General features: G+C 73.6%; 2 protein-coding genes. Both read left to right on the top strand.

All coding sequences use genetic code 11. The features are described from left to right. The first annotated feature begins 10 nt into the window (after positions 1–10). Positions 11–5,404 carry a type I polyketide synthase gene (locus tag CP973_RS23290; RefSeq protein WP_150244613.1) on the top strand — a complete coding sequence of 1,798 codons (5,394 nt, stop codon included), beginning with the start codon at positions 11–13 and terminating at the stop codon, positions 5,402–5,404. Positions 5,405–5,440: 36 nt separating this feature from the next. Beyond that, the gene (locus CP973_RS41080) at positions 5,441–17,578 is read left to right on the top strand and encodes a type I polyketide synthase (protein WP_150244610.1); all 12,138 of its coding nucleotides are present in this window, start codon (positions 5,441–5,443) and stop codon (positions 17,576–17,578) included. Positions 17,579–17,645 lie beyond the last annotated feature (67 nt).

The raw sequence follows: 17,645 nt of genomic DNA, 5'->3' as shown, positions 1-17,645 counted from the left end.
GGAGCGAACCATGACCACATCCAGTGAAGAAATCGTCGCGGCCCTCCGCGCCTCGCTGAAGGAAACCGAGCACCTGCGCCGGCAGAACCGCAAGCTGGTCGCCGCCGCCACCGAACCGATCGCGATCGTGTCGATGGGCTGCCGGTACCCCGGCGGCGTGAAGTCGCCCGAGGACCTGTGGGAACTCCTGGCCGCGGGCAAGGACGCCATCGGCGCGTTCCCCACCGACCGCGGCTGGGACCTCGACGCCCTGCGCGACGCCGGCGTCGACCAGCGGGGCAACGCCGTCAGCCAGGAAGGCGGCTTCATCGACGGCGTCGGGGACTTCGACGCCGACTTCTTCGGGATCTCACCGCGCGAGTCCGTCACCATGGACCCGCAGCAGCGGCTCCTGCTGGAGACCTCCTGGGAGGCCATCGAGCGGGCCGGCATCGACCCGGTGTCCCTGCGCGGCAGCCGCACCGGCGTGTTCGTCGGCACCAACGGCGTCGACTACGCCTACTTGCTGGTGCGCTCCCTGGCCGACGCCACCGGCGACATCGGCACCGGCATCGCCGCCAGCGCCACCGCCGGCCGGCTGTCCTACACGCTGGGCCTGGAGGGCCCGGCGGTGGCGGTCGACACGGCGTGCTCCTCCTCGCTCGTGGCCCTGCACACGGCGACCCACGCCCTGCGGGCCGGCGAGTGCCCGCTGGCGCTGGTCGGCGGCGTGAACATCATGTCGTCCCCCGGTTCCCTGATGGAGTTCAGCCGGCAGGGGGGCCTCGCGGGCGACGGCCGGTGCAAGGCGTTCGCCGACGCGGCCGACGGCACCGGCTGGTCCGAGGGCGTCGGCGTCCTCGTCCTGGAGCGTCTGTCCGACGCCCGCCGCAACGGGCACCCCGTGCTCGCCGTCGTCCGGGGCTCGGCCGTCAACCAGGACGGCGCCTCCAACGGCTTCTCCGCGCCCAGCGGGCCCTCCCAGCAGCGGGTGATCCGCCAGGCCCTGGCGAGCGCCGGGCTGTCCGCCTCGGACGTGGACGCGGTCGAGGCACACGGCACGGGTACCCCCCTGGGCGACCCGATCGAGGCGCAGGCCCTGCTGGCCACCTACGGCCAGGGCCGGGAACCCGAGCGGCCGCTGCTGCTCGGCTCGTCGAAGTCCAACCTCGGCCACACCCAGGCGGCGGCCGGGGTGGCGGGGATCATGAAGATGGTGCTGGCGATGCGGCACGGTGTGCTGCCGCAGACCCTGCACGTGGACGCGCCGTCGTCGCACGTGGACTGGTCGTCCGGCGCGGTGGAGCTGCTGACGGAGTCCCGGCAGTGGCCCAAGGCCGACCGCCCGTGGCGGGCGGGGGTGTCGTCGTTCGGGGTCAGCGGGACCAACGCGCACGTGATCGTGGAACAGGCGGTGCCGGCCGCGGATCCGGAGCCGGCACCGGAACCGGATGTGGTGCCCACCGTGGTGCCGTGGCCGGTGTCGGGCCGGACCGAGGAGGCGCTGGCGGCGCAGATCGAGCGGATCTCGTCGCTGAAGGACTCGTCGGCACCGGTGGATGTCGGCTTCTCGCTCACCTCGGGCCGTTCGGTCTTCGAGCACCGCGCGGTGCTGCTGGCGCAGTGCTCCGGCGGCGAACTCGCCGAGGCGGCCCGGGGCCGTGCGGAGACGGGCCGCTCGCTGGCGGTGCTGTTCTCGGGTCAGGGTGCGCAGCGCGCCGGGATGGGCCGGGAGTTGTACGGCCGGTTCCCGGTGTTCGCCGAGGCACTGGATGCGGTGCTGGCGCACTTCGACGCCGGGTTGCGGGATGTGATCTTCGGTGAGGCGGAGGGCCTGGATGAGACCGGGTCCACGCAGCCGGCGCTGTTCGCGGTTGAGGTGGCGTTGTTCCGGCTGGCCGAGTCGCTGGGTATCCGCCCGGACTTCGTGGCCGGGCATTCGATCGGTGAGATCGCGGCGGCGCATGTGGCCGGGGTGTTCTCGCTGGCGGATGCGTGTGCGCTGGTGGCGGCGCGTGCCCGGCTGATGCAGGCCCTCCCGGAGGGCGGCGCGATGGTGGCCGTCGAGGCCACCGAGGGTGAGGTCGGGCCGCGGCTGGCCGAGGGAGTGTCGATCGCGGCGGTCAACGGCCCGCAGGCGGTGGTGATCTCCGGGGAGGAGTCCCAGGTTCTGCGGATCGCGGCGGAGTTCGCCGCCGAGGGCCGCAAGACCCGGCGTCTGGCGGTGAGCCATGCCTTCCACTCGCCGTTGATGGATCCGATGCTGGCGGACTTCCGGCAGGTGGCCGAGGGACTGTCGTACGAGGCGCCGCAGATTCCGCTGGTGTCGAACGTGACGGGCGAACTCGCCACCGGGGAACTGGTCTGCACGCCCGGCTACTGGGTGCAGCACGTGCGGGACACGGTGCGGTTCGCCGATGGCATCCGCGCGCTGGAAGCCGAGGGTGCCTCGGTCTTCCTGGAGGTGGGTCCGGACGGGGTGTTGACGGCGATGGCCCAGCACAGCCTGGACGATGCTGCCGTGGCCGTCCCGGCCCTGCGCAAGGACCGCCCCGAAGAGACCGCCCTGCTCACCGCGCTGGCGCAGTTGTACGTCACCGGTGTGGGCGTCGACTGGTCCGGGGTCTTCGACGGCACCGGCGCCCGCCGGGTGGACCTGCCCACGTACCCCTTCCAGCACGAGTGGTACTGGCCCAAGACCACCGCGTCGGCCGGGGACGTCTCCGCCGCCGGGCTCCTGCCCGTAGAGCACCCCCTGCTGGGCGCGGCGGTGCCGCTGACGGACCCGGACGGGCTGCTGCTCACCGGCAGGCTGTCGGCGCGGACCCACCCCTGGCTGCTGGACCATCTGGTGGACGGGGCGCACGTCGTCCCTGCCGCCGTCTTCCTCGAACTGGCTGTCCACGCGGGCGACCAGGTCGGCTGCGACCGGGTCGACGCACTCACCCTCACCGAGCCGCTGGTGCTGGACGGCGACGACGCCGTACTCCTCCAGGTGCGGATCGGCGCTCCCGACGCGGAAGGCGCACGCGAGGTACGCATCTCCTCACGGGCCGCGGACGGAGCCGGCCGGCCCTGGACGGAGCACGCCGGCGGCACGCTGGCCTCCGGAGAACAGGCGGCGGAGCGAACAGCGCCCGGCGCCGCGGAGTTCGACGCCTCGGTGTGGCCGCCGAGCGGCGCCGAAGCGGCGGATCCGGCGGACTTCGCCGAGGACGTCGCGTACGGCCCGGTGTTCCGGACCGTACGCGCCCTGTGGCACCGCGGCGACGAGACCTTTGCCGAGGCCGTGCTCCCCGGCCAGGTGGCGGACGCCGCGGACTTCGGCCTGCACCCGGGACTGCTGGAAGCGGTGACCCGGGCGGCCGGACCCGACGGCGACCGCGCGGTCTCGGCGTGGCACGGGGTCACCCTGCACGCCGGCGGGGCTTCGGAGGTGCGGATACGCATCGCGCGGACCGGCCAGGACACCTTCTCCGTCGCCGTGGCGGACGCGGTGGGCGCGCCCGTACTCACGGCGGCCTCACTGGTCCTGGAGGACCGCAAGCCCCTTCCGCGCCCGGCCGGACGAAGCGGAGCGGACCAGGGCGGACTGCTGCGGATGGACTGGGTGCCGGCCGCCGAGGCGCCGACCGGCGGCGAGGCCCGGAGCGTACTGCTCGGAGCCGGCGGGCTGGCGTCCCTGACGGACGTTCCCGAACTGGTCGTGGCGCCGGTGTCGGGCGCGGGCGCCGAAAACCCGGAAGCGGTGCACGAACTGACCGCACGGGTACTCACGCTGATGCAGGAGTGGCTGGCGGAGGAGAGGTTCGCCGCGTCCCGGCTGGTGTTCGCGACCTGCGGTGCGGTGTCCGGCGCCGACCTGGCCGCCGCGGCGGTGTGGGGACTGGTGCGCTCGGCGCAGACGGAGAACCCGGACCGGCTCGTCCTGGTGGACGCGCCGGACGCGGACCTCACCGCCCTGCTGCCGCGCCTGCCGGGCCTGCTCGCCGCCGGTGACGAGCAGTTCCTCGTACGCGACGGCACAGTGCACGTGGGCAGGCTGGCCCGGCTGGCCGCTTCGGACGGCGCCGAGCCCCGCTTCCCCGCCTGGGACCCGGACGGCACGACGCTGATCACCGGAGGCACGGGTGGCCTGGGCCGCCTCCTGGCCCGGCATCTCGTGACCGGGCGGGGCGTCAAGCACCTCGTCCTGATGAGCCGCAGCGGCGAGGCCGCGCCGGGGGCCGCGGAACTGCGTGCGGAGCTGACCGCGCTCGGCGCCGACGTGACGATCGCGGCCTGCGACTCCGCCGACCGCGCCGCGCTCGGGCGGGTGCTGGACTCGCTGGCGCACCCGCTGACCGCGGTGGTGCACACGGCCGGTGTGCTGGACGACGGCGTGGTCACGTCGCTGACCGCCGAGCGGCTGTCCGGGGTGCTGCACCCCAAGGTGGACACGGCCTGGCACCTGCACGAACTCACCCGGGAGATGAACCTCGGCGCGTTCGTCCTCTTCTCGTCGGTCTCCGGCGTCATCGGCGGCGCCGGCCAGGGCAACTACGCCGCGGGCAACGTCTTCCTCGACGCGCTGGCCCGGCACCGGGCCGCCCAGGGACTGCCCGCCCACTCCCTCGCGTGGAGCGCGTGGGCACAGCCCAGCGGAATGACCGGGACGCTGTCCGAGGTGGACATGCAGCGGATCTCGGCGACCGGCATGCCGCCGCTCTCCGCCGAACAGGGCCTGGCGCTGTTCGACGCGGCCACCGCGACGGACGAGCCCTACCTCGTCCCGGTCGGCCCGGTCGCCACCGGCACCCGGGTCCGTGGCGTCGTTCCGGCGGTGTTCCGCGGTCTGCTCAAGGGTGCCCGGCGTACGGCGGCGCGTGGTGGGGCCGGTGGTGAGGCGGCCGCGACGCTCGGTCAGCGGCTGCGGGAGGCGCGGCCGGAGGAGCGTACGCGTCTGATGAGCGAGCTGGTGCGGACCGAGGCCGCCGCGGTGCTCGGGCACGCTTCGGCCAAGTCGATCGATGCCCGGCGGGACTTCAACGACCTGGGCTTCGACTCGCTGACCGCCGTGGAACTGCGCAACCGTCTGTCCACCGCCACGGGCCTGCGGCTGACCGCCACCCTCGTCTTCGACTACCCCAACCCCACCGCACTCGCCGACCACCTCGTCCCCCAACTGGTGGCCGAAGCCCGGGCCGCCACGGGCCCGGCCCTCCTCGCGGAGCTCGAACGACTCGACGCAGCACTCGCCGCCGGCGCGCCCGACGCCCGTACCAAAGACGCTGTCGCCCAACGCCTGTCGCAGATCCTGGACACGTGGCGAGGGGCCCAGGAGCCGGAGCACGGCGACGAGGTCGCCGAGCGCATCGAGGCCGCCAGCACCGATGAGATCTTCGCCTTCATCGACAACGAACTCGGGCGTCACAGCGATCGCTGAAGTCCGGCCCGTTTTTTTCACGAAAGGTTCCTCGTCATGCCGAACGACAACGAGCTCGTTGACTACCTGAAGTGGGTCACGAACGACTTGCACAAGACCCGCCAACGGCTTCGGGAGGCTGAGTCCGTCAAGCAGGAGCCCATCGCCATCGTCGGGATGGCCTGCCGCCTGCCGGGCGGAGTGCGATCGCCGGAGGACCTCTGGCGGCTGCTGAGCGACGGACGTGACGGCATCACGGCGTTCCCCACGGACCGCGGATGGAACCTGGACCTGCTCACCGGCGACGGGAGCGGCAGCAGCACGACGGCCGAAGGCGGCTTCGTGGACGCAGCCGAGTTCGACGCCTCCTTCTTCGGCATCTCGCCCCGCGAGGCCATGGCCATGGACCCCCAGCAGCGCATCCTGCTGGAGACCTCCTGGGAGGCGATGGAGCGCGCCGGCATCGACCCGGCGTCCCTGCGCGGCACCGCGACCGGCGTCTTCGTCGGCACGAACGGCGTCGACTACACCAACGTCGTGCTCAACTCCCGTGAGGACGTCGAGGGACACGGCAGCACCGGTCTCGCGGGCAGCGTCCTGTCCGGCCGGCTCTCGTACACCTTCGGCCTGGAGGGCCCGGCGCTCACCGTCGACACGGCCTGCTCCTCCTCGCTCGTCTCCCTGCACCTGGCGGCCCACGCGCTGCACACCGGCGAGTGCTCGCTGGCCCTGGTCGGCGGCGTGACGGTGATGTCGTCGCCGATCAGCTTCGCCGGGTTCAGCCGGCAGGGGGGCCTCGCGGGCGACGGCCGGTGCAAGGCGTTCGCCGACGCGGCCGACGGCACCGGCTGGTCCGAGGGCGCGGGCGTCCTCGTCGTGGAGCGCCTGTCCGACGCCCGCCGCAACGGGCACGAGGTCCTCGCCGTCGTCCGGGGTTCGGCCGTCAACCAGGACGGTGCCTCCAACGGCCTGACGGCGCCCAACGGCCCCTCCCAGCAGCGGGTCATCCAGCAGGCCCTGGTGAACGCCGGCCTGTCGACGGGCGACGTGGACGCGGTCGAGGCACACGGCACCGGCACCACGCTCGGCGACCCGATCGAGGCCCAGGCGCTGCTGGCCACCTACGGCGAGGGCCGGGATCCCGAGCGGCCGCTGCTGCTCGGTTCGGTGAAGTCCAACCTCGGCCACACCCAGGCGGCGGCCGGGGTGGCGGGGATCATGAAGATGGTGCTGGCGATGCGGCACGGTGTGCTGCCGCAGACCTTGCACGTGGACGCGCCGTCGTCGCACGTGGACTGGTCGTCCGGCGCGGTGGAGCTGCTGACGGAGTCCCGGGAGTGGCCCAAGGCCGACCGGCCGTGGCGGGCGGGGGTGTCGTCGTTCGGGATCAGCGGCACCAACGCGCACGTCATCATCGAGCAGGCCCCGACGGCCGAGGAATCCGGCGAGCAGGACGAGAACGAGCCCCGTACCGTTCCCGCGGTCGTGCCGTGGCCGGTGTCGGGCAGGTCCGAGGCAGGGCTGACGGCGCAGCTCGCCCAGATCACCGCGCTGGCCGGCCCGTCGCCGCTCGACCTGGGGTTCTCGCTGGCGACCACCCGGGCACATCTGGAGCACCGCGCGGTCCTGCTGTGTGAGGGCGACCGGACCGTCGAGGTGGCACGCGGCTTCGCCGAGGACACGGACGGCAGGGTCGCGCTGCTGTTCTCGGGTCAGGGTGCGCAGCGCGCCGGGATGGGCCGGGAGTTGTACGGCCGGTTCCCGGTGTTCGCGGAGGCATTGGATGCGGTGTTGGCGCACTTCGATGCCGGGTTGCGGGATGTGATCTTCGGTGAGGCGGAGGGCCTGGACGAGACCGGCCGCACGCAGCCGGCGCTGTTCGCGGTCGAGGTGGCGTTGTTCCGGCTCATGGAGTCCTGGGGCGTCCGGCCGGATTTCGTGGCTGGGCATTCGATCGGTGAGATCGCGGCGGCGCATGTGGCCGGGGTGTTTTCACTGGCGGATGCGTGTGTGCTGGTGGCGGCGCGTGCCCGGCTGATGCAGGCCCTCCCGGAGGGCGGTGCGATGGTGGCCGTCGAGGCCACCGAGGGCGAGGTCGGGCCGCGGCTGGCCGAGGGAGTGTCGATCGCGGCGGTCAACGGGCCGCAGGCGGTGGTGCTTTCCGGCACCGAAGATGAAGTCCTGCGGATCGCGGCGGAGTTCGCCGCCGAGGGCCGCAAGACCCGGCGTCTGGCGGTGAGCCACGCCTTCCACTCGCCGTTGATGGACCCGATACTGGCGGACTTCCGGCAGGTGGCCGAGGGGCTGTCGTACGAGGCGCCGCGTATCCCGCTGGTGTCCAACGTGACGGGGGAGCTGGCCACCGCGGAACTGCTCTGCACGCCCGGGTACTGGGTGCAGCACGTGCGGGAGACGGTGCGGTTCGCCGACGGCATCCGCGCGCTGGAAGCCGAGGGTGCCTCGGTGTTCTTGGAGATGGGTCCGGACGGGGTGCTGACGGCGATGGCCCAGCACAGTGCGGACGAGGCCGCGGTGTTCGCCAGCGCCCTGCGCAAGGACCGCCCCGAAGAGACTGCCCTGCTCACCGCGCTTGCGCAGCTGTATGTCGCCGGTGTGGGCATCGACTGGACCCGGCTCTTCGACGGCACCGGCGCCCGCCGCGCCGATCTGCCGACCTACCCCTTCCAGCACGAGCGGTACTGGCCCAAGCCCGCCGCGCTGTCCGGGGACGTCACGGGCGCCGGTGTGCAGCCCGCGGAGCACCCCCTGCTGGGGGTGACGCTGACCCTCGCGAACTCCGGCGAGATGGTGTTCACGGGCCGGTTGTCGCTGCAGACGTACCCGTGGCTGACCGACCACCAGATCGAGGGCAATGTCCTCTTCCCGGCCACCGGCTTCCTGGAACTGGCGCTGCGCGCCGGTGACCAGGCCGGCTGCGACCGCGTCGAGGAGTTCCTGCTGCTGACTCCTCTGGTGCTCACGGAGGAGAGCGCGGCACAGGTCCAGGTGCTGGTCGGTGCCCCCGACGAGACGGGCGCCCGTACGGTCTCCGTGCACTCGCGCGCCGACGGGGCCACCGATGAGCAGTGGCTCCAGCACGCCCACGGCACCCTGACCAGCGGCGAGCGGATCGCGGACTTCGGCTCCCCGGTCTGGCCGCCGCGGGACGCGGAGGAGGCCGTCGACCTGACGGGCTTCTACGACGGGACCGGCTACGGCCCCGCCTTCCAGGGGCTGCGCTCGGTGTGGCCGTGCGCGGACGGCGCGTACGTGGAGGTGTCGCTGCCTGCCGGGGGCGCCGAGGAAGCCGGTTCCTTCGGGCTCCACCCGGCGCTGCTGGACGCGGTGCTCCAGGCGCACCGGATGGCCGGGGTCGGCGGCGAGCGCGACCTGCTCCTGCCGTTCGCCTGGCGGGGCGTGTCGCTGCACGCCGCAGGCGCCTCGGAACTGCGGGTCCGGGTGCGCAAGACCGGCGACAACTCGCTGTCCATCGCGGCCGTCGACGTCGAAGGCGCCCCCGTACTGTCCGCCGAGGCGCTGGTCATGCGGGGCCACCAGGAGTCCGACACCGGCCGGCCCGCGGGGCGTGGTGCGGAGCACGGCGCGCTCCTGTCGCTGGAGTGGGTGCCGGCGCCCGAGGTGCAGCCGGCCGAAACGCGGTGCGTGTCGCTGGGCGGCGACGAGCTGGGCGTGGGCGCGTCGGTCGCCTCCCTGGCGGACCTGACGGGCGACGAAGACCTCGTGGTGGTCCCCGTGTCCGGTACCGGCGAGGACGTGCCCGCCGTCACGCACGCGGTGACGGCCCGGGCCCTGGAGGTGCTCCAGGACTGGGCCGGCCGGGAGGAATCCACCACCGCACGCCTGGTGTTCGTCACCCGCGGCGCCGTGGCCGCCGACGAGCGGGAGCCCGTCGTGGACGTGTCCGCCGCCGCGGTGTGGGGGCTGGTGCGCTCGGCGCAGACGGAGAACCCCGGACGGATCGCGCTCCTGGACCTCGGAGCCGATCCGGACCAGGACACCGCCGAAGTGCTCGCGCACCTGCCGGGCCTGCTGGCCACCGGGGAGACCCAGTTCGTGGTGCGCGACGGCGCCATCCGGGTGGCGCGGCTGGCCCCCCTCGGCGACGGTGCGGGACTGCTGCCGCCCACCGGGACGCCCTGGCGGCTGGACAGCGCCGCCAAGGGCAGCCTGGACCAACTGGTCCTCGCGCCCTGCCCGGAGGTCCTGGAGCCGCTCACCGAGGGCCAGGTCCGCATCCGGGTCGAGGCCGCCGGCGTCAACTTCCGCGACGTACTGAACGCCCTGGGCATGTATCCGGGTGAGGCGGGGGTCCTGGGTGCCGAGGCCGCCGGAGTGGTGACCGCCACCGGCCCCGGCGTCCGTGGGCTGCGCCCGGGAGACCGCGTGACGGGAATGGTCGGCGGCGGTTACGGCCCGGTCGCGGTGACCGACCAGCGGCTGCTGACGCACATCCCCGAGAACTGGACGCCCGAGCAGGCGGCGTCGGTACCGCTGGTCTTCCTGACCGCGCTCTACGCCCTGAAGGACCTCGCCGACCTCCGGCCCGGCCAGTCGATCCTCGTGCACGCCGGCGCCGGCGGCGTGGGTATGGCGGCCATCCAGCTGGCCAGGCATCTGGGCGCCGAGGTGTTCGCCACGGCCAGCGAGGGCAAGTGGGACACCCTGCGCGAGCTGGGAGTCGCCGACGACCACATCGCCTCGTCCCGCACCACGGAGTTCGAGGAGCGCTTCCGGGAGGTCACCGGTGGCCGCGGGGTGGACGTGGTGCTCAACGCCCTGGCGGGCGAGTTCGTCGACGCGTCCCTGCGGCTGACCGCCCCCGGCGGCCGGTTCCTGGAGATGGGCAAGACGGACATCCGTGAGCCCGGCTCCGCCGCCCCGGTGCGGTACCGGGCGTTCGACCTCGGCGAAGCGGGCCCCGACCGCATCCAGGAGATGCTCGGCGAGCTGCTGGAACTGTTCACCCAGGGCGCGCTGCGGCCGCTGCCGGTGGTGACCTGGGACGTGCGGCGGGCGCCGGAGGCGTTCCGGTACATGAGCCGGGCCCAGCACATCGGGAAGATCGTGCTGACACTGCCGCGGGCGTGGGACCCGGACGGCACGGTCCTGATCACCGGGGGGACCGGGGCGCTGGGCAGCGACCTGGCCCGGCACCTGGTGACCGAGCGCGGCGTACGGCATCTGCTGCTGGTCAGCCGCAGCGGTCCGGACGCGGCGGGCGCGGACGGACTGCGGGCGGAGCTGGCCGGGCACGGTGCCGAGGTGACCGTCTTCGCGGGTGACGTGGCGGACCGGGCGGCGGTGGCCGCCGCGGTGGCCGCGGTACCCGCCGAGCACCCCCTGACCGCCGTGATCCACACCGCCGGTGTCCTGGACGACGGTGTCGTGGCGGCACTGACCCCCGAGCGGCTGTCGGCCGTCCTGCGTCCGAAGGTGGACGCGGCCTGGCACCTGCACGAGGCCACCAAGGAACTCGACCTCGCCGCGTTCGTGCTGTACTCGTCCATCTCCGGCGTCATCGGCGGCCCCGGCCAGGGCAACTACGCCGCGGGCAACGTCTTCCTCGACGCGCTGGCCGGACACCGGGCCGCCCACGGCCTGCCCGCCCAGTCCCTGGCCTGGGGAGCCTGGGCCCCGAGCGGCGGCATGACCGCCACCCTGTCGGACATCGACGTCCAGCGGATGGCGTCCTCCGGCACCACGCCCCTGACCGTCGAGCAGGGCCTGGCGCTGTTCGACGCGGCCACCGCGGCCGACGGGACCCACCTCGTCCCGGTCGGCCCGCTCGCCGCCGGCGCCCGGGACCGCGGCACCGTACCGCCGGTGCTGCGCGGTCTGCTCAAGGGTGCCCGGCGTACGGCGGCGCGTGGTGGGGCCGGTGGTGAGGCGGCCGCGACGCTCGGTCAGCGGCTGCGGGAGGCGCGGCCGGAGGAGCGTACGCGTCTGATGAGCGAGCTGGTGCGGACCGAGGCCGCCGCGGTGCTCGGGCACGCTTCGGCCAAGTCGATCGACGTCCGGCGGGACTTCAACGACCTGGGCTTCGACTCGCTGACCGCCGTCGAACTGCGCAACCGTCTGTCCACCGCCACGGGCCTGCGGCTGACCGCCACCCTCGTCTTCGACTACCCCAACCCCACCGCACTCGCCGACCACCTCATCGCCGAACTCCTGGACGAGTACGCCGAAATCGCCCCCGCCGCGGTCGCCACGGCGTCCGCCGACGACCCGGTCGTCATCGTCGGCATGGCCTGCCGCCTGCCGGGCGGCGTGCGGTCCCCGGAGGACCTGTGGCAGCTCGTCGTCGACGGGCGCGACGGCATCTCCGCCTTCCCGACCGACCGCGGCTGGAACCTGGAGAGCCTGCTGGGCGGTACGGAGGGCGATCAGGGCCGCAGTTCCGCGTCCATGGGCGGCTTCCTGGACGACTTCCGCGACTTCGACGCCCCCTTCTTCGGCATCTCGCCCCGCGAGGCCATGGCCATGGACCCCCAGCAGCGGCTGATGCTGGAGACCTCCTGGGAGGCCATCGAGCGGGCCGGCATCGACCCGGTGTCCCTGCGGGGCACCGAGACCGGCGTCTTCGTCGGCACCGCCGGCTCCGACTACGCCAGCATCCTGATGAACTCCGGCGAGGACGTCGAGGCCCACGCCCCCACCGGACTCGCGGACAGTGTCCTGTCCGGCCGGCTCTCGTACACCTTCGGCCTGGAGGGCCCGGCCGTCACCATCGACACGGCCTGCTCCTCCTCGCTCGTCTCCCTGCACCTGGCGGCTCGCGCCCTGCGCGACGGCGAGTGCTCGCTGGCGCTGGCCGGCGGCGTGACCGTGCTGTCCACGCCGATGAGCATCGCCGGATTCAGCCGGCAGGGCGCGGTGGCGACGGACGGCCGGTGCAAGGCGTTCTCCGACGACGCCGACGGCACGAGCTGGGCCGAAGGCGTCGGCGTCCTCGTACTGGAGCGCCTGTCCGACGCCCGCCGCAACGGGCACGAGGTCCTCGCCGTCGTCCGGGGTTCGGCCGTCAACCAGGACGGTGCCTCCAACGGTCTGACGGCGCCCAACGGCCCCTCCCAGCAGCGGGTCATCCAGCAGGCGCTGGCGAACGCCGGCCTGTCGACGGGCGACGTGGACGCGGTCGAGGCGCACGGCACCGGCACCGCGCTCGGCGACCCGATCGAGGCCCAGGGACTGCTGGCCACCTACGGCCAGAACCGGCCCGCGGGACAGCCGCTGATGCTGGGCTCGATCAAGTCGAACATCGGCCACACCATGGCCGCGGCCGGTGTCTCCGGTGTCATCAAGATGGTGATGGCGCTGCGGCACGGCGTGCTGCCCCGCTCCCTCCACATCGGCACGCCCTCCTCGCACGTCGACTGGACGGCAGGAGACGTCAAGCTCCTCACGGAACAGACCGACTGGCCGGACACCGGCCGTCCGCGCCGCGGTGCCGTCTCCTCCTTCGGCATCAGCGGCACCAACGCCCACACCATCCTCGAACAGGCCCCGGAGAGCACCGAGCGGCCGGACCGGCACACGCCTTCCGCCGAGCCGCACGCCGTCCCGTGGCTCGTCTCGGGCAAGTCGTCCCAAGCGCTGGCCGACGGGATCGAGCAGCTGCGGATCTGGGTCGGCGAGCGGCCGGAACTCGCTCCGGTGGACGTGGGCTTCTCCCTGGCCGCCGGGCGCCCGGTGTTCGGCCACCGCGCGGTGCTGCTGGACGGTACGGAGATCGCGCGCGGCACCGCCGAGGACCGCTCGCTGGCGATGCTCTTCCCGGGCCAGGGCGGGCAGCGGGCCGGCATGGGCCGCGAGCTGTACGACCGGTTCCCGGTGTTCGCCGAGGCGCTGGACGCGGTGCTGGCCCACTTCGACGACGAACTGCGCGAGGTGATGCGCGCCGACGCCGAACGGCTGGACCGCACCCAGTTCACCCAGCCGGCCATGTTCGCCATCCAGGTGGCGCTGTTCCGGCTCGTCGAATCCTGGGGCGTACGGCCCGACTTCGTCGGCGGGCACTCGTTCGGCGAGATCGCCGCCGCGCATGTCGCCGGGATCCTCTCGCTGAAGGACGCCTGCACCCTGGTGGCCGCCCGCGGGCGGCTGATGGGCACTCTGGAGGGCCGCGGCGCCATCATGGTGGCGGTCCAGGCGAGCGAGGAGGAGGCGGCCGCGCGGCTGGTCGACGGCGTCTCGATCGCCGCGGTCAACGGCCCGCAGTCCGTCGTCATCGCCGGCGACGGGCCCGCCACCCAGCGCATCGCCGACGCGTTCGCCGCCGAGGGCCGCAAGACGCGGCAGGTGGCGGTGCAGGTCGCCGGGCACTGCCCGCTGATGGACCCGATCCTGGACGAGTTCCGCCGGGTCGCCGAGGGCCTCTCCTACCAGGAGCCGAAGATCCCCCTCGTCTCGACCATGACCGGCGAGCGGGTCTCGGACGAGGTGATGCGCACCGCCGACTACTGGGTGCGCAACGTCCGCGAGCCCGTCCGGTTCGCCGACGCGGTACGCACCCTGGCCGCCGAGGAGGTCTCGGCCTTCCTGGAGCTGGGCCTTGACGGGACCCTGACCGGGATGGTCCCGCACAACGTGGACGGCACCGTCGTGGCCGTCAGCGCCCTGCGCAAGGACCGCCCCGAGGAGACGGCCCTGCTCACCACCCTGGCGCAGCTGCACGTCGCCGGCGTCGACGCGGACTGGGTCCGGGTCTTCGACGGCACCGGCGCCCGCCGGGTCGACCTGCCCACCTACCCGTTCCAGCGCCTGCGGTACTGGCCGAAGCGCAGGGCGCTGACCGGCGATGTGACCTCCGCGGGCCTGCTGCCCACCGAGCACCCGCTGCTCGGCGCCGCGGTGCCGCTGGCGGACGACGACGGCATGCTGTTCACCAGCCGGCTGTCGGCGGAGACCCACTCCTGGCTCAAGGACCACGTGGCGGGCGGCGAAACCGTCTTCCCGGCCTCCGGCTTCGTCGAGCTGGCCGTGCGCGCCGGCGACCAGTTCGGCTGTGAACGGATCGCCGAACTCGTCCTCGACGCCCCGCTGGTGCTCACCGACGGCGCGGCCCCCGTACTCCAGGTGTGGCTCGGCGCCCCGGACGACGAGGGCCACCGGCAGATCCGCTTCTTCTCGCGGCCTCAGGACACGCCGGACGAACCGTGGACCCGGCACGCCACCGGTACCCTCGCCACCGGCCGGCACACCGAGCCCCTCGACGTGTCCGCCTGGCCGCCGGGCGACGCGTCCGAGATCGCCGTGGACGACCACTACGAGGCGGCCGAGTACGGACCCGCCTTCCACGGGCTGCACGCGGCCTGGGTCCGCGGCGACGAGACGTACCTTGAAGCCGAACTGCCGGACGGCGTCGCCTCCGAAGCGCCGTCCTTCGGCCTGCACCCCGCGCTGCTCGAAGCGGTCCTGCACGGTGCCGCCCTCAGCGGCGCGGGCGACGAGGAGCACCTCTCCGAGGCCGTCTCCTGGCACGATGTGACGCTGCACGCCTCCGGCGCTTCGGCGGTACGGGCACGCGTCACGCGGACGGGCGAGGACTCCGTCCGCCTCACCGCGGTCGACGCCGCCGGGGAACCCGTGCTGTCGGTGGGCGAACTCACCCTGCGCGCCCGGACGGCGGCTCCCAAGCGCGCCGTCCGCAGCCGGAACGAGCGGCTGCTGCGCCTGGAGTGGGTCCCCGCACCGCGTACGGAGGACGTGCCGGGCGCCCGGAACACGGTCCTGGAGCCCCTGGGCACCGCGTCCCTCGCCGACCTCACCGGCGTCCCGGACCTGGTCGCGGTCCCCGTCCCCCGTACGGCGGACAGCCTCCCCAAGGCCGTGCACGAGCGGACCGCGCAGGCCCTGCTCCTGGTACAGGACTGGCTCGCCGACGAGCGCACGGCCACGTCCCGCCTGGTGTTCGTGACGCAGGGCGCCGTCGACGGCGACGACCTGGCCGGTTCCGCCGTCTGGGGCCTGCTGCGCTCGACGATCGCGGAGCACCCCGGCCGCTTCGCCCTGGCCGACATCGAGGAACCGGACGGGACCGGCGACGACGACGGTGGCCTCGGCACGCTCCTCGACGCGCTGCCGGGCCTGCTGCCCTCCGGCGAGACCCAGTTCGTCGTCCGCGACAAGACCGTGCTCATGGGGCGGCTGGCCTGGCTGCCCGCCGACACCGGCACGCCGCCGCAGTGGGACCCCGAGGGCACGGTGCTGATCACCGGTGGCACCGGCGGTCTGGGCATCGAACTCGCCCGGTGGCTGGCCGCCCACGGCACCCGGCACCTGCTGCTGGTCAGCCGCAGCGGCCCGGCCGCGGCCGGCGCGCGGGAACTGGCCGACGAGCTGCGGGCGATGGGCGCGCTGCCCACGATCGCGGCCTGCGACACCGCCGACCCGGACGCCCTGGCCGGTCTCCTGGCCGGCATCCCGGCGGAGCACCCGCTGACCGCGGTCGTCCACCTCGCCGGGGTCCTCGACGACGGCGTGGTCACCGCGCTGACGCCGGAGCGCCTGACGCCGGTGCTGCGGCCGAAGGTGGACGCCGCCTGGCACCTGCACGAGGCCACCAAGGGCCTCGACCTCGCCGCGTTCATCATGTTCTCCTCCGTCTCCGGTGTGACGGGCGCCCCCGGCGTGGCCAACTACGCCGCCGCGAACGCCTTCCTCGACGGCCTGATACGGCACCGCGCCGCCCAGGGCCTGCCCGGCCAGTCGCACGTGTGGGGCCACTGGGACGGCGGCGGCATGGCCGATTCGCTGAACCAGGCCACGGTGGCGCGCATGCGGCACAACGGCATGGCGGCGGTCTCCATCGAAGAGGGCCTGGAACTCTTCGACAGCGCCCGCGGCCACACCGAGCCCGTCGTCATGGCGGTGGGCCTGGTCCCCGGTGCCCGGGTGCCGGAGGGGGAGATCCCGCCGCTCTTCCGGGGCCTGGTGCGCCACCGCAGGCGGACCGCCACGAACGCCGCGGCCACGTCGGACACCCCGGCCACCTTCGCCCAGAAGCTGCTGGAACTGCCGGAGGCGGAGCGCGTACGCCACATCGTCGATCTGGTCCGCACCGAGGCCGCCGACGTCCTCGGCCACGCCGCCGGTGCGCAGATCGAGGCCCGCCAGGAGTTCTTCGCGATGGGCTTCGACTCGCTGACCTCCATCGAGCTGCGCAACCGGCTCGCCACCATCACCGGACTCCAGCTGCCGGCCACGCTGGTCTTCGACACCAAGAACCCGGCCGACCTCGGCGCCCGGCTGCGCAGCGAGTTCGCCGCTCAGCCCGGCCTGAGCGGCTCCCTGCCGGACAGCGGTCTCCTGCTGGCCGGGCCGGAGCCCGACTCGCTGGAGCGGCTTTTCCTCGACGCCCTGGACCAGGGCAGGTTCACGGAGTCCCGGCGCATGCTGTCGGCCCTGACGGCCCTGCGCCCGAGCTTCGAGAACACGGCCGAACTGGAGGAGCTGCCGCTGCCGACCACGCTCGCCGAGGGCCCCGCCTTGCCGCAGCTGATCTGCGTCAGCACGCCCACCGCCAACGGCGGCGTCCACGAATACGCCAGGTTCGCCGCGTCCTTCCGGGGCGAACGGCAGGTCAGCGCGCTGCCCCTGGTCGGGTTCGCCGCCGGGGAGCGGCTGCCGGCCACGGCCAACAGCGCCGTCCGGTCCATCGCGGAGAGCGCCTTGCGCGCGAGCGGCGGCAATCCCTTCGTCCTGGTCGGGCACTCCTCCGCGGGGTCGTACGCCTACGTCGCCGCCGGGCTGCTGGAGAACACCTGGGGCATCAGGCCCGAGGCGGTCCTGCTGCTGGACTCCGTCAGCATCCGGCACGACGACATGGAGGAGATCAACTTCGACCGTCTGATGCACCGCAACTTCACGGCCGACGCGGAGTCGGCGGTGCGGATGACCAACTCCCGGCTGTCCGGGATGGGGCGGTGGATGAACCTGCTGGGCGAACTCGACGTGCAGCACCCGACCTCGCCCGTGCTGATCGTCCGCGCCACCAGGGAGGACTTCGCCACAACGGGCGCGGCGGCCGTCGTGGGTGACGACCCGAAGAGCGCCGCCTTCCCGTCGGCCGAGATCCGGACCGTGGACGCGGACCACTTCTCCATCGTCCGCGACCACGCCCCCCAGACCGCGCAGATCGTCAAGGACTGGCTGGCCACCCTCGGCCAGGAGTGATCCGGCAGTGCCGACCAGCGCCCCGGCGGGCGGCCACCCGGCCGCCCGCCGCGGCGTATCCGGGCAC

Source organism: Streptomyces albofaciens JCM 4342 (assembly GCF_008634025.1).
Classification (GTDB): domain Bacteria; phylum Actinomycetota; class Actinomycetes; order Streptomycetales; family Streptomycetaceae; genus Streptomyces; species Streptomyces albofaciens.
Note: the sequence above shows the minus strand (reverse complement) of the source record. Positions and strands in the feature narration are given on the sequence as shown.